Annotated in this window: 15 protein-coding genes and 1 pseudogene; 13 read left to right on the forward strand and 3 right to left on the reverse strand. The window is 30.0% G+C overall.

The window, feature by feature from the left end; all coding sequences use genetic code 11:
- Positions 1 to 58 precede the first annotated feature (58 nt).
- The 5 genes and pseudogenes from ACKTTC_RS19440 to ACKTTC_RS19460 all read left to right on the forward strand — a co-directional run.
- Positions 59 to 1,372 carry an MGH1-like glycoside hydrolase domain-containing protein gene (locus ACKTTC_RS19440; protein WP_408041535.1) on the forward strand — a complete coding sequence of 438 codons (1,314 nt, stop codon included), beginning with the start codon at positions 59 to 61 and terminating at the stop codon, positions 1,370 to 1,372.
- 30 nt (positions 1,373 to 1,402) lie between these two features.
- On the forward strand, positions 1,403 to 3,106 hold the full coding sequence (locus ACKTTC_RS19445; protein ID WP_408041536.1) for a sodium:solute symporter family transporter: 1,704 nt from the start codon (positions 1,403 to 1,405) through the stop codon (positions 3,104 to 3,106).
- 11 nt (positions 3,107 to 3,117) lie between these two features.
- Positions 3,118 to 4,263, forward strand: coding sequence for a glycerate kinase (locus tag ACKTTC_RS19450; protein ID WP_408041537.1), 1,146 nt, complete (start codon positions 3,118 to 3,120; stop codon positions 4,261 to 4,263).
- Between the two features lie 151 nt (positions 4,264 to 4,414).
- The gene (locus tag ACKTTC_RS19455; RefSeq protein ID WP_408041538.1) at positions 4,415 to 4,738 is read left to right on the forward strand and encodes a DUF6503 family protein; all 324 of its coding nucleotides are present in this window, start codon (positions 4,415 to 4,417) and stop codon (positions 4,736 to 4,738) included.
- Positions 4,739 to 4,797: 59 nt separating this feature from the next.
- Positions 4,798 to 5,118: pseudogene (locus ACKTTC_RS19460) on the forward strand (DUF6503 family protein); the annotation flags it as partial.
- Between the two features lie 314 nt (positions 5,119 to 5,432).
- Here the strand turns inward: ACKTTC_RS19460 and ACKTTC_RS19465 are convergent.
- Positions 5,433 to 6,221 (reverse strand): ThiF family adenylyltransferase, encoded by a 789-nt coding sequence (locus ACKTTC_RS19465; protein WP_408041539.1) that lies wholly within the window; start codon positions 6,219 to 6,221, stop codon positions 5,433 to 5,435.
- 11 nt (positions 6,222 to 6,232) lie between these two features.
- A complete protein-coding gene (locus ACKTTC_RS19470) occupies positions 6,233 to 6,904 on the reverse strand; it encodes a hypothetical protein (protein WP_408041540.1) in 672 nt (223 codons plus the stop codon).
- A 624-nt stretch (positions 6,905 to 7,528) separates the two neighbouring features.
- Here ACKTTC_RS19470 and ACKTTC_RS19475 point away from each other — a divergent pair.
- The 8 genes from ACKTTC_RS19475 to ACKTTC_RS19510 all read left to right on the forward strand — a co-directional run bounded on the left by ACKTTC_RS19475 (position 7,529) and on the right by ACKTTC_RS19510 (position 13,523).
- On the forward strand, positions 7,529 to 8,800 hold the full coding sequence (locus ACKTTC_RS19475; protein ID WP_408041541.1) for a hypothetical protein: 1,272 nt from the start codon (positions 7,529 to 7,531) through the stop codon (positions 8,798 to 8,800).
- Complete coding sequence (locus tag ACKTTC_RS19480; protein ID WP_408041542.1) at positions 8,787 to 9,158, forward strand: hypothetical protein; 372 nt, start codon at positions 8,787 to 8,789, stop codon at positions 9,156 to 9,158. The genes ACKTTC_RS19475 and ACKTTC_RS19480 overlap by 14 nt, the downstream gene beginning before the upstream one ends.
- Before the next feature lie 155 nt (positions 9,159 to 9,313).
- On the forward strand, positions 9,314 to 9,988 hold the full coding sequence (locus ACKTTC_RS19485; RefSeq protein ID WP_408041543.1) for a hypothetical protein: 675 nt from the start codon (positions 9,314 to 9,316) through the stop codon (positions 9,986 to 9,988).
- Between the two features lie 459 nt (positions 9,989 to 10,447).
- Positions 10,448 to 11,203, forward strand: a complete 756-nt coding sequence (locus ACKTTC_RS19490; protein ID WP_408041544.1) for a hypothetical protein — start codon at positions 10,448 to 10,450, stop codon at positions 11,201 to 11,203.
- A gap of 47 nt (positions 11,204 to 11,250) precedes the next feature.
- Complete coding sequence (locus ACKTTC_RS19495; protein WP_408041545.1) at positions 11,251 to 12,075, forward strand: hypothetical protein; 825 nt, start codon at positions 11,251 to 11,253, stop codon at positions 12,073 to 12,075.
- 408 nt (positions 12,076 to 12,483) lie between these two features.
- A complete protein-coding gene (locus tag ACKTTC_RS19500) occupies positions 12,484 to 12,663 on the forward strand; it encodes a hypothetical protein (RefSeq protein ID WP_408041546.1) in 180 nt (59 codons plus the stop codon).
- Entirely contained in the window at positions 12,602 to 13,351 is a 750-nt protein-coding gene (locus ACKTTC_RS19505; RefSeq protein ID WP_408041547.1) for a hypothetical protein, read from the forward strand. Before ACKTTC_RS19500 ends, ACKTTC_RS19505 begins: the two co-directional genes overlap by 62 nt.
- Complete coding sequence (locus ACKTTC_RS19510; RefSeq protein ID WP_408041548.1) at positions 13,344 to 13,523, forward strand: hypothetical protein; 180 nt, start codon at positions 13,344 to 13,346, stop codon at positions 13,521 to 13,523. Before ACKTTC_RS19505 ends, ACKTTC_RS19510 begins: the two co-directional genes overlap by 8 nt.
- On the opposite strand, the gene ACKTTC_RS19515 is transcribed toward ACKTTC_RS19510, so the two are convergent.
- Entirely contained in the window at positions 13,520 to 13,855 is a 336-nt protein-coding gene (locus ACKTTC_RS19515) for a helix-turn-helix domain-containing protein (RefSeq protein WP_408041549.1), read from the reverse strand. The genes ACKTTC_RS19510 and ACKTTC_RS19515 overlap by 4 nt on opposite strands.
- Between the last annotated feature and the right edge of the window lie 330 nt (positions 13,856 to 14,185).

The following is a 14,185-nucleotide window of genomic DNA, read 5'->3' on the forward strand; positions in this document are numbered from 1 at the left end:
ACTTACTCCCCAATCAACTTCATATGATAAGTCAATGCTCTCTTTTATTAATTTTTTTATGAAAAATAACGAACTAATTTCTAAAGCTCAAGAAGTTTTAAATAACAACTATCAAGAAAAAGGATTTACCATTCCTTGTAAAGGTTTGTATCCTTTCCAATGGAACTGGGATTCTGGATTTATTGCAATTGGTTTTGCTCATTTTGATATGGAAAAAGCCCAAAAGGAAATTAAAACACTTATCGACTCTCAGTGGTCTAATGGATTTATACCACATATCATTTTTCATAATGAAACCGATACGTATTTTCCAGGTGCAGATTTTCATAAATCAAACTTGAGCCCGTTAGCCAATAATAATGTACCTACTACAGGTATGACGCAACCACATGTACTCGGATTTACCTTAGAACGCATGTATGAAATTGCCGAAAACAAAGAAGAAATTCTTGATTTTATAAAGACTACTATAGATGCTGTGTATACATACAGCTTGTATTTCTACAAATACAGAGATCCTTTAAATGAAGGCTTGGCATATATTTATCATAATTGGGAATCTGGTACAGACAATTCTCCTATTTGGGACGATATTTGGAGTACTATGGAATCGCCTCAATATACATTTGAGCGTAGAGATACCACACATGTAGATGCTTCTCAAAGACCAAGTAATGAAGAGTACAATCATTACTTACATATTATTGAAGTAGCAAAGAAATATAATTATGACGATGCTAAAATTGCAGAGTTTTCTCCATTTTTAATTCAAGATCCACTTTTTAACTCAATGTTAATTGGCTCTAATCAATCCTTAATTCGTTTGTACGAAAAAATAGGAGGGAATGAAGATAAAATTGCCACTTTACAAGCATATACAGAAAAATCTATTCAAAGTTTTAATAGCAAATTATACGACGAAGAGTTAGGGGCATACTGTCATTATGATTTGAAGAAAAATAAATTGATTCGTTTTGTAACTTCTTCTTCTTTTGCGCCATTGTTTGCACAAGTTCCAGATAAAAAACGTGCTGATATTTTGGTAACTACCTTACTAGAAAAATTTGGAAACGAAGATCAATATTTATGTGCTTCTTTTGATCCTACAAGTGAAAGATACAAGCCAAAACAATATTGGAGAGGCCCTGTATGGATTAATTTAAACTGGTTATTGTACCATGGTTTAAAAAAGTATGGTTATGATAGGATTGCAGAACGAGTAAAAAACGATTCTATAGAACTCATTCAAAAAAATGGTTTTTATGAGTACTTTGATGCCAGAAAAGAAATGCACCAAAACAATACTGCAGGATATGGCGGAAATAACTTTTCTTGGAGTGCTGCACTTTTAATAGATTTATTAAGCGAATAACAACAAGATTTCATCCCTAAAACAACCTTTATGAACTGGCTCGACTATACACTTATTATTATCTATCTCATTGCGTTTATAGGAATGGGATATTTCTTTAAAGAAAATAAAACTTCTAAAGATTATTTCTTAGGAGGTAAAAGTTTGGGCTGGTTTCCGTTGAGTTTATCTACAATGGCTACACAATTATCTGCCATTAGTTTTATTTCTGCTCCTGCTTTTGTAGGATTAAAAAAAGGAGGTGGTATGAAATGGCTTACTTTCGAGTTTGGTGTGCCTTTAGCCATGATTGGAATTATGTTTTTCATTATTCCTCCTTTATACAAATCTGGTATTGTAAGTATCTACGAATATTTAGAAAAACGTTTTTCATCATCTACAAGAAAATTAATCAGTGTCGTTTTTCAAATTAGTAGAGCTTTAGGAACAGGAGTAATGGTTTTTACTATGGCGTTAATTATTCAAGCAGTAGTAGGTATTAGCTTTCATCTTACCTTACTTATCATAAGTGTTGTAACACTAATTTATTCGTATCAAGGCGGAATGAAAGCTGTTGTTTGGGGAGATGCTATACAAATGATCATTCTATTTTTAGGACTCATTATTTGTTTAGTAGTTGGATATAGTATGCTGCAAGATGTAGGACCTTTTCAAGGATTCAATCCGGAGCGACTTCAGGTTATTGATATTTCTAACCTAGGAATTTATAGCGGTGAAGAGTATGGTTTCTTTCCTATGTTATTAGGTGGACTTTTCTTGTATTTATCTTATTACGGGACCGATCAAACACAAGCACAACGTTTACTTTCTGCTAGAGATAGTACTTCGATAAAAAAGCTATTGGTTGCTAATGGTTTATTACGTTTTCCTGTTGTTTTTGTATACTCTGTAATGGGATTGATTATTGGGTATTTGGTAAGCAATATTCCTGACTTTTATGAGAGTATTGTCGCCACTACCAAAGCACATTATCCCGCAGAATATGCTAGAAATGGTATAAAGCCAGATTTAATGATTCCTGTTTTTATTACCAAATATTTACCTAATGGTCTTATTGGTATTTTAATGATTGGAATTATGTCGGCAGCAATGTCTTCTTTAAGTTCTACTATTAACTCATTAAGCGCTGTAACTATTGAAGACTTTTTTAACAACAAACATGCAATGTCTGAAAAAAGATATATGTTCGTTTCTAAAGCCTTAGTCTTATTCTGGGGAACGGTATGTATTTTAGCAGCTTATTTATTTGGGAATAGTCAAAGCACTGTTATTGAATTAATCAATTCTATTTCATCTTTATTTTACGGTCCCATTTTAGCAGCTTTTGTCATTGCTATTTTCTTTAAAAAGGTAAATCATATAGGAATGAATGTCGCAATTATTACCTCTGTAAGCATCAACTTAATTTTTAAATATCTTCCTGAAATCGTGTATGCATTTAATGAAGGTCATTTTTATAGCGGATCTGAAAACATACACACGGCACTTGCTAATATTAATATTCATCATATTCCTGATTTATTTTGGATATGGTATAATTTAACTGGTTTTGTAATTGCTGTTGTATTTGCCATATTGGCTAGTAAGCTTACAAAACATATTCCTGTAAAGAAAGTAGGAGTTGCATATTCAATTAATTTCAGAACTATTTTGACATTGGAAACAGGTATTCTTTTTACATTTTTCATCGCAATTCTTATTTTTAGTTTACTAATTCCGAGCATTTTTAGTTAAAAAGCAACATTATGAAAATAGTAATTGCACCCGATAAATTTAAAGGCACGCTTACATCATTTGAGTTTTGTGATATTTTTGAAAGTACATTTCAAAAACTACTTCCTAAAGCAACTGTAATTTCATTGCCTTTAGCAGATGGTGGTGATGGAACCATTGATATTGCTCAGCATTACCTAGGAGGTGAATTTATCAGTAAAGAAGTTCGAAACGCCTATGGTGTTATCGTAAATGCGAACTATTTATATTCAGAAAGTACAAAAACAGCTTTTATTGAAATGGCTGAGGCCTCTGGAATGAAGACCATTGTTCATAACGATTTGAATGTAAAAGAAGCGAGTACATTTGGAACAGGAGAATTAATTTTAGATGCTATAAACAAAGGTGCTGAAACCATCATTTTAGGTTTGGGAGGAAGTGCAACCAACGATTGTGGTATTGGAATGGCGAAAGCCTTGGGTTATTGCCTTTTAGATGAAAGCGGAAATGAAGTAGTTCCTATTGGAAAAAATTTACCTAAGATTACAAAGATTACTTCCGAGAATGTCCACACTCAATTGTTTGAAGTCAATTTTAAAATTGCCTGTGATGTTACCAATCCATTATACGGATCTAACGGTGCTTCTTATGTGTACGCAAAACAAAAAGGTGCTTCCGATAGCGATATTGAACTCCTAGAAAATGGAATGCAACATTTTTCTAAAGTGTTAGATGATTATTTTAACATCAATACGCAAGAAATTATAGGTGGTGGCGCAGCTGGTGGAATGGGCGTAGCTTCTAAAACTTTTTTAAATGGTGAACTCATTTCTGGTATTGAATTAGTTAAAGAGCTTTCTAATTTTAATGCTCATATTAAAAATGCAGATTGGATTCTAACTGGTGAAGGAATGTTAGATGAGCAAACCAAAAATGGAAAGACCATTCAAGGCATTCTATCTGTACGTCCTAGTCCTACTAAAATTGCTGTTTTCTGTGGCAAAATAGCTATTGCTACTAAAACTTTAGATACGTTAAATATTAACTATGCAAAGGACATACTAAGTATTGCAGAAGATCTCAATGATGCTTTGACAAATACAAAACAACATCTTCATATTCTGGCTGAGCAATTTGTGAAAAATGAGTTTGCTGAAGCTAATTTTGCGAAGTCTTAATGAAATTTATATCGTTTATTCTATCATAACGATTACTAAATATCTTTTTTTAAATATAAACATTTAGGTTTATAAGGCAATAAAGTGCCTTGGTTTAGGTAATTATTATATTCAAAAATATAGTACCTTGTCGTTTCTAAATAACATCCTTATGTTTAAAAATATCTGCTGCCTTATTTTAGTTATTACTTCTCTTACTTCATTTTCTCAAGAGTTAACTGGAAAAGAATTATTAGATAAAGCTATTCAATATCATGATCCAAATGGAAATTGGGCTGCTTTTAATGGAAAGTTGGTCGTTACCATGACAATTCCAGATAAACCTGAACGAGTTAGTACTATTCATATTAATTTACCAAACGAATTTTTCTCTGTAGCGGCTAAAAGAGGCGATAATACTACCGAATACATAATTGACAAAGGAGATTGTACTATTGCTTTTAATGGCCTTAAAAATCCTTCTGAGGCTATTTAAAAGAACATAAGTTAAGTTGCGATAGAGCCAAATTATACAAAAACTACTATACGTATTTATACGGACTTCCTATGAAGCTAAAAGATAGCGGAACCATTATTCACGACAAAATAGAACGAAAAACGTTTAAAGGAAAAGAATACTTGGTTTTAAAAGCTACGTACGATGCTAACGTAGGGAAAGACACATGGTTTTTCTATTTCAATCCGAAAACATATGCCATGGAGGTATATCAGTTTTATAAACAAGCTCCAGATAGTGGTGAGTACATTTTACTTTCTGGTGAAGAAACTATCAATGGAATTAAAATGCCTAAAACGCGTGCTTGGTATTATAACAAAGATGATGGATACTTAGGGACGGATACATTATCGAAATAATACGATTTACGATTAGTTTTTTCGCATATTAAGTAGTAATCGTCATTACGAACGCAACACAGTGAAGTGACGTAATCTGTTTATCATTATTTAAAAATAGAATTGTGAAGCCATACATTGATATAGATTGCTTCTTTCGTACCTTCGAGTTCCCTTCGATGTAACTCAGGTAGCGCTCAGGTACCTCAATCGCAATGACGGCTTTTACGAGTTTTCATCCGTAAATCGTAAAAAATCTTTTAATAACTATAACGTCATTACAATTACGCCCTTCGACTTTGCTAGGGAACTTAATTGTAATGACGTTTTTTATATTATCGTGTAGATATAAAATATGGTTCTGGATAGGTTTTTACGGGTAAACCATTTATTATGCTGAATGCAATATTGGTTACTAAAGCTGCTGCTAAATTAGAACCGACTACTAACTGTGGAGGAGTTATTTGTGTAGATTTTTCTTTATAAGCTTCTAATAATTTATACAACCAATTCAGTTCTAAATCTTCTCTTCCTTCTAAATAACTCAGTATATTTTGAATCAATACTAACTCAAACCTTCCTGTGCTTCTCGCTACATTGTAAATTTGTTCGCTAGTAGGCGTTACCACATACGCTGCGCCTGCCCAACCAAAGTTTAACGGATGAATTACTGGAATTCCTAATTCTTTACAACGTTCATCAAATACAAAAGGAGTTTCTAAACTATCAAAATCAATAGCGTTAATTGCTATATCGCAACCTTTTACGTATTCTTCAATAGTGTCTGGTTCTAAGAATAAATGATGATATGCAATTTTTACTTCTGGATTAATTTCTTTCAATCTACTCGTAATAGAAGCTACCTTAGCATTTCCAATATGTTGCTCTGTATAATTTTGTCTGTTTAGATTAGAAGCTTCAACCTCGTCTCCATCTATAAATACAAAATTTTCAAAACCTAAACGTAATAACGATTCAGCAATAACACTTCCTAAACCTACACCTCCAAAGACAATTTTAATGTCTTTAATTTTTTCTTGTTCTTCAGGGGTAATGTACAATACATTTTTATGATACCTCGGATCATCGTGCATCTCTGGTAACGCTTTCTTTACTTCCATCATTTTTTATTTTTTTATTTTATTTGGTGTTCTATTTGGGAAGATAACCATTTTCGAATTGTTTTTGAAGTTAGTAATACAGGGTATGTTGGACTTCCTAAAAACTCCTTTTTTTCTCCTATAATTTCCATATATAAACCTAATTCATCAAAAATTTTATGAATTAACACATCTGACTCTGCTAGCATTAAACCTTCTGGATCTGAAGCTATGTATTGCAATGAGTGTATTAATAAATGCTGAATAACTTGCCTACTCGAAATATCTGGATGATTTGCTTTTAAAACATCCGATGCAATGGCAAGTCTTCCTAAATGCCATATACTATTTACAGGAAAATCTAATGTGGTAATGAGTTCATCTACCACGATATCAAAGTCTTTTTCAATCGAAAATTTTTGATGATTTCTTTCGCTTACTTTAATTGTACCTAATAGTCTTCCGTGGATATCTCTAAACCCTAAATAAACAGAATCTTTAAACTGATCTACATCAGATTTATACATTTCTTCTGCTACTATTTCTTCTGGTTCCCATCCGTATTTCTTATTGTAATGATATGCGTACTTTTGAAACACAAAATTCGAGAATTCTTTAAGGTTACTATAACCTATTTTATACAAGTATATATTGTTGTATACTGCTAAAAGTTGATCTTCTTCTAACTTTCTTTTTTCTAAATCCATACCTATACACAGTCTTTAATAATGATTAAATATTGTATGTTACTATTTATAGAATATGAAAAACTGTCCCCCGTTTTTCGCTGCGAAATTACAGTGGCTCACAAAAAAGAAAATCACCCATTTCGGGTGATTTTTTACTTATTTACAACTTTGATTTATAGTGTTTTAAGTTTTAAAGGGTAAGAATTCGGGTAAAAGTGGAGTTTTTTTATGTTTTTTTAGAAAAAACTGTACACAAAGATAAAAAAAAACTAAAATATATAGTTCAATCTAGGTGCAAAACCATCAATTTTTATTTCAAATCAAAAGTCTAAATGATTTCTTTAATAAAATTCTGGCTAATGAAAATTTTAAATTTTCGTAAATAATGACTCATAATATTGAATTGGTTTTTGATATGAACTACTAATATTTTTTAGATTAACGGAATAACATTCGTTTTATAAAAATAATTACAAATCTAAAACATTAACAAATAACTACACTTCAACTGTTTTATGAGTTTTTACTATATTTGGATAACCGCCATAATTAAAAGAAAGATATACGTAATGCGTATATTTGGGTGTTAGAGACCATATGAGATCGCACGTTGATACAATAATGTTCTGTAGATATCTTTATTTGAACAGTAAAGACTATGCACCGTATACTGACTCCCAGATCAAGAATGCAGACCAACAAGAACTCTATGAGATATTTCTAAATATTCGGAAAAGGAATTTAAAAGTAGGAGCATTAACCTTTCATGAAAATTACCATTATTGGCAAGGTTTAAGATTGCCTTACATGTTTTGGTCTTCATTCATTAGCATAAATCATACATTCAAATCATTCATAAAACTCTCAACAAATAATCAGGATTATTTGAGATGGAACGTGACCATCCCAACATTGAGCATCTATTCAAAAAAGCATTCGGTTGTCGGTGAACTTGGATCTCTTGAGATAAACGATGAAGGTAATACAATTGCTAATTTATCAATCATTGATTTACTCGAAGCTGCTACAACTATGGCTGAATTTCAGGTATCAGTTGGATATACTGATAGGGTTGAACCAATAGTTTTCTCAAGGTGGTGCAAAAGAAATCCTTCATATACAAATGTTTTTAAGTTCGTTTCGAAATTATTCAATGATGAAAAATTGGTTTTAAGGTTATTAATTCCCTTTGTAAATGGTGCTTTTTTCACTAGTCAACCTGTAAAAGCATTCATATACCTACTTAACAAATTTGAAACTTGGCAAAAGAATGACTCGTTTGCTCATGAATTTCTTAGCCAGAAAGAACCATGTAAATGGAATTTATTGGTTGAACAATTACTAGATAGTTTGTTGTTTGAAACCGAAGAGAACAGTTCGAGTAATATCTTTGATCCACGGTTTTTTAAACTTACACTTGAAAATTGGGTCAATTCACACTTTATCTTTCAAGGCGTTCAAAAACTCCATCATCCATTTATAAATAAACAAGCTGATAAATGGATAGAATTATGCAAGGTTAATGAGGGGTTTAAGTCGGTTTTGGATTATCCAGGGTATCTCAATGATCAGATAATTAAGTATGTATCACAAAAGTTTAACCCAGCTGTAACTTTTGCTAAATTCACTTTTGCTTCTGGAGAGAGCAGAGTATTAACTTTTGGTCAATTGGGTTATGGGGTTGAGTATGACTGGCCTCTTCCCTTGATTGATTTATTTACTATTTACAGCACAATGAAAAGAGCTGCTATGATTCAGTACTTTGATAAACATAGAATGTGTGGTCATAAGAATTGTAGTTTTTTTGAAAGCAATTTTTGTAATAGCTATCCTGTAATTCCAAGGGATTTTAATGAGTGTGGATTCCCAAATCGAATTAATTATTTAACAAAAGCAATTAATGAAAGAGCATAAAATTTACATAGACAATGGAGAAGAAACAGAAGATCTAATTCAGTTCCTTCTTAATGAACTCTCAGATGCAGAAATTGATAACTTAGAGATCGATCGAAAATATGACGAGACTCAAAGTTATGCAGGCGAACCATTAACTACAGCAGCGCTGTTAGGTCTTGCAACTACAGCTACAATTGGTATAATTCGAATAATTGAAAGGTGGTTAGAGTATAAAAAACAAGAGAGACAAATCATTCTTGTAATTGAGGGGTTTAAACAGTCCGATGAAGCAGGTAAAGCAGTGAGCAAACTTGCTGAGAATAACAACAAAGTATCAATCGAATATAAACTAACGAAAAAATCTGACCTAAAATAAAAAATAGACGGTCTCTAACAATATATATATAAAATAGGCGAAATAGTGGTATAATGAATGTTTTTGGGTCGTGACAAACTAAGTGTTTAGCTAAATTTTTAGAGCTTCGAGATCGCCTACTTTTCATATACCAAACGTTCGTATTAATTTGAGAAATGGATAAACTAATAGAAAGAATACTTAAATTTTTTGAAAATAAATCTATTCATTTCGGTTTAAGAACTTCTCTTTTCATTATTTCTATCTTTGTTTTAACTACTTGCGATTACTATTTTAATTTCTCTTACGACATTCATCTGAATAATAAAATTGAAAAATTAGAATCAATTGACAAACTAAAGAAAATATATAAAACGGACTCTCTAAAACTGGCGGAACTGACTGAATTAGAAAATCGGATTTTTAAAAGAACTCATTATTCCGACCGATTACGCAACTTGGACTTAAGCCAATTTAAAATCTTAAAAAAATCGGACACCACCGAAATTAAAAGCCCAATAATTAAGAACGATAATACTAGTATAAATAACCCTATTCGCTCATTATTTTGGATGGTTTTTACATCTGGTTATTTTTTCATTTTTCTAATAATTCTACTTTTTATTTTACCATTTAGAGGTTATCCTCATAATGAATTGAAAAACGTATTAGGCTCTATTTCTGGAATCATCATATTGATAGGTGTAATTGGATTTTTAACTTGGGTTGCCTATAGAATTCCTCTCATTTCATCAAATCATCCATATTTGAATTATATATTAAATGCTATTTTACAATCACCATTGATTTATTTAATATTTTGGTGGAATAAAAAAAGATTAAAAAACTAATGCCAACAATGTATAAAAATAATACGTAGTTTAGTGCTTAATCAAGAATTAGTGCATTTTTTTTACATCTGATTTTCCTTTGGAAAATCCTTGCACACAAAACCGCACTATTCTTATACAAAACCGTTAGCAAACATAAAAACACGCAATTGAAACACTTAAAAGCATTTTGTTACAACGGAAAAGAATATGAACCTTCCGATATAAAAAGTAGAAATAAGCTTGTCGAAATGAAATATTACAGATTAACAGATTTAAATCGTGAAAATATTTTAATAGCTGTAAATAGTGAAACCCCATACTTCAGATATAAAACTCTCCAGATAAATGTTTAACAAAAAATGAACAAAATACAAATCACGAAATTGTAAAAAATAAAATCATTGAAATTCTAAAGAATTCAGATTCTTTAAGTGTCTTTACAAATGAGTTTAAAAAAAAATAAAACAAAAAAATTTAATGGTAGAAGAACACCCAATTTTTAATGCTCCCGAAAATGAAAATGTAAAAGTCTGGAGATATATGGACTTTACTAAATTAATTTCTTTGATAGATACTAGACGTTTATTTTTCTCTCGCGCAGACATGTTTGATGACCCCTTCGAAGGTTCATATCCTAAAATTAATGTTGAAGCTAGATCTTTGCATCCAGAAGACATTACTGATGAAGGGAAACAAAATTATCTTGAATTAATGAATAAAATGGGAGATATAAATAAGCAATGGCCTAGATACATAGCAATCAGCTGTTGGCATATGAATGAATTTGAATCTGCTGCTATGTGGAGTCTCTATCTGAAAAGTAATGAAGGGATTGCTGTCCAATCAACATTCAAAAAATTAAAGAAAAGTATAATCGATGACGAGAAGGTTTATCTTGGAGTTGTTAAATATATCGATTACGAAAATGATAAAATTAATGGAGGGAATATTCTAGGACCTTTTGTCCATAAAAGAAAAAGTTTTCAGCATGAAAGAGAACTTAGAGGTCTCATTATGAAATGGCCAACAGGTTCAGAGAAGGTGAATTTCGAAGAAGAAACAATCATAGGAGGAATACCAATAAAGGTTGATTTGGAAGAACTAATCGAGAAAATTTATGTTGCACCAAATGCACCTAGCTGGTTCGCTAAATTAGTAAAGACAGCAGTAAAGCGTTACGGGTATGATATAGAGGTAATTCATTCGGAGATGAATAACGAACCGATGTTCTAGACAAAAGAATATAACCAAAGTATTGGATGTAATTATGATATAAAAAGATGAATATTCCTGACACAGTACTTTTTTCTACTTCAATATCTATAACAACTTTTTTTCTTGGATTTATTATTCGAGAGCGAATTCTTATTTATACAAAGAACAATAAGTTAAAAAGTTCAAATGGCTTTATAAAATGGCAATTTAAAAATTTGTTAGAATCAATACCTAAACAAGCTAAAAGTTATAATGAATTAGCCTATAACATCAAAACCGAAGATTATCGAAATTGGTATATAGAGCCTAAACTAAAACCAAAAATCATCCTAGAAAAAGAAGAATTAATTCATACAATATTATTTGAAAGAAAAAAAGGGAGCTTCAAATTAAAAGATGAAATTTTTAATAACATTATTACACATTCTAACCTCGTTGATTTGATTTTAAAAGAAACGAATACAATGTTTAACAAATTGAATCAAGAAACATTAAGTTATGAAATAAAACTCGATAGCACAGGGGTTAGACTCTATCAAAAAATAATGGAAATCAATTCAAAAATTGAAAGAGATTTAATTGAAAAGAAAATATTATCTATATACGATAAGTTTGGAGAAATTAAAATAAAAAAGAGAAGTTTGGTTCTCCAAGAATTATCATCAAAAATTGAGAACTTAATAATCTCTGAAAATTACTCTAAAATTCAGGACTATTTAAAATTTACATCGGAATATCAGAAAGATTTTGAATATTATTCTACAACTTTACAACAATTTTATAATAAAACGATAGAATATCAAAAGTCACTTGAGTTTTCATTAAAGATACTTTCAGAAAACATAAATGAGTATAACAATTTAAACTTTAAAAATAGTTGGAGAAATTAACTAGGCACAACAATCCACAACCGCAATAACAGCTATATAGACCAAAAATGATTTAAAAGATATATTATTATTTATAGTTTCATTCTCCTAAAGAGATTCTATTTGGTAAAGTAAAATCATAATATTTTTCCCTACAATTAAATATAAAACTCAAACTTAACTTAAATCTTTGTTGATTGTAAATTTAGATAAACTCTAATTGTACTCCTATAATTTTTCTAGAATACTATTGCGTTTGTTTGCGTTATGCAAACAAACGCAATATATATTCAATCTTATATTTCTAAAAAAAGTATTAATTTAGGCAGCTATATAACCCCGAAATATATTAACCACTAAATCAGTGATTACACATTTATAAATACCTCTATATTTATGCTAGTATTAATTTTTTAAATAGCATAAATTATGAAAAAAGTAGCTTGTATAGCAGTATGTTTTATTGCTGTATTATTATCTAGTTGTACAGATTCAAACGAAAAACTAATAAACATTAATGATAGTAATTTACAAAATACTGACAAAGTTGATTCAACCAATCCTAATGGTTCTGGACAAGGTCAGGATGATAATAACGAAGAAGAATAAACAAATTTACCCTTATATTTTAGCAGTAGTTTGTACTACTGCTTTCTTTTCATTTGAATACTTTCCTGATAAGTCATCGGAGTATTTAATAGCAAAACGGAATCATACAAAAGCTAAAAAAAAGAGAGCAATTGCACTTAATAAATTGAAAGATTTTGCTAAGGGGTCAGTTTTATATGAAAAATATTTACAGGAAAAAATAGAAACAGACAAAGCTTGGCAAGAATTAAAAAGAGTTAAAAAAAATGATATAATTTTTGGTTTTACTAATACTCAGCAATTTTTAAGTGAATTAGGTTGGGTTTTGGGATTGTTCTTATATAGTCTATTTAATTTGTTCAGAACTTATACTTCAAATAATAAGGAATTAGGTTATGTTTTTCTTCATACTACAGTTCTTTCAATTTCTTGTTTTTATTTATTTTGGATTTTCCAACCATATCAAGATATTGCAAAAATGTATTATTATTTAATGTCAGTTATATCTGGTATTGTAGTTTCTTACTCTGTTTGCCTAATGTCAAGATATAAATTTTCTGATGTTGGAAAATTACAAATGATAATTAGAGATTTATTTGATTTTATACTAGTAGATGCCCAAAAAGAAGATTTCGTGAAAGATGAGAAGAAAAAATATTATGAAAAGAAGACTTTGGAAATTGCTAAAAAAGCATTGGATAATGAATAAGTGGTATTACAAAAAATTAAAGAAGTCTAAGCTCTTTACTAAGAGATCGTCTAAAGATTTATTAGAGAAATTACAGAAAGAAGCTAAAGATAATGAGATTAGATTAAAAAAAGAACTTAAAAACATGAATGTAAAAGATGTAGAAAAGCTATATAATAAATATAAACTTTAGCTTTCTTTTTTTACTAATAAAGCCCATTCACTAGCTTTTGATTTAAAGTTAGCATTAAAATAGCCATCTTTCATAAACGTTTGCCAGTTTTCAACTACGTATTGAGCAATTAATTCAGTTTCAATAGAGTCTAAATCACTAACAATTTCCTTTTCATTAAAAATTTCTGCTACACTTACAGAGTAGTGTGTTGCTATTTTTTTTAGTTTATCATTGGGTATGGTTACTTTACCATTCTCATAATACTGAACAGTTCTAGTACTAACATTTAGCAAATCGGCTAAATCTTTTTGGGTTTCATTATTTTGTTTTCTAATAATTTTTAATCTCATCGAGTATATAAAAACGAAATATTATTGCGTATATGAAATATTATTTCGTATATTTGCTTTGTGAAACAATTTAGATTACTTATTCAATAAGCAAAACTATAATGAATATAAAATATTGAGTAAGTATTTCCAAATATAGACAAATTAAGTCTATTGATGTAAAATGGTTTTTGTTAAAGTAATTTAATTATAAGCCTAAGTTTTTAGAAATAAGTTAAAGATATATAAATCAACTATTTTAAAAATTAATACAATCTATTGGTGTACTTTAAAAAGTATTCTGATAAAAACAAAAGGTAGGGTTTTATTTGGTTAGGAACATAAGGACAA

The organism is Tenacibaculum amylolyticum, assembly GCF_964511145.1.
Lineage (GTDB): Bacteria > Bacteroidota > Bacteroidia > Flavobacteriales > Flavobacteriaceae > Polaribacter > Polaribacter amylolyticum.

Coding starts and splice junctions, on each gene's coding strand:
- ACKTTC_RS19440 (WP_408041535.1), top strand. CDS start 59: ATGAAAAATAACGAACTAATTTCTAAAGCTCAAGAAGTTTTAAATAAC.
- ACKTTC_RS19445 (WP_408041536.1), top strand. CDS start 1,403: ATGAACTGGCTCGACTATACACTTATTATTATCTATCTCATTGCGTTT.
- ACKTTC_RS19450 (WP_408041537.1), top strand. CDS start 3,118: ATGAAAATAGTAATTGCACCCGATAAATTTAAAGGCACGCTTACATCA.
- ACKTTC_RS19455 (WP_408041538.1), top strand. CDS start 4,415: ATGTTTAAAAATATCTGCTGCCTTATTTTAGTTATTACTTCTCTTACT.
- ACKTTC_RS19465 (WP_408041539.1), bottom strand. CDS start 6,221: ATGATGGAAGTAAAGAAAGCGTTACCAGAGATGCACGATGATCCGAGG.
- ACKTTC_RS19470 (WP_408041540.1), bottom strand. CDS start 6,904: ATGGATTTAGAAAAAAGAAAGTTAGAAGAAGATCAACTTTTAGCAGTA.
- ACKTTC_RS19480 (WP_408041542.1), top strand. CDS start 8,787: ATGAAAGAGCATAAAATTTACATAGACAATGGAGAAGAAACAGAAGAT.
- ACKTTC_RS19485 (WP_408041543.1), top strand. CDS start 9,314: ATGGATAAACTAATAGAAAGAATACTTAAATTTTTTGAAAATAAATCT.
- ACKTTC_RS19490 (WP_408041544.1), top strand. CDS start 10,448: ATGGTAGAAGAACACCCAATTTTTAATGCTCCCGAAAATGAAAATGTA.
- ACKTTC_RS19495 (WP_408041545.1), top strand. CDS start 11,251: ATGAATATTCCTGACACAGTACTTTTTTCTACTTCAATATCTATAACA.
- ACKTTC_RS19500 (WP_408041546.1), top strand. CDS start 12,484: ATGAAAAAAGTAGCTTGTATAGCAGTATGTTTTATTGCTGTATTATTA.
- ACKTTC_RS19510 (WP_408041548.1), top strand. CDS start 13,344: ATGAATAAGTGGTATTACAAAAAATTAAAGAAGTCTAAGCTCTTTACT.
- ACKTTC_RS19515 (WP_408041549.1), bottom strand. CDS start 13,855: ATGAGATTAAAAATTATTAGAAAACAAAATAATGAAACCCAAAAAGAT.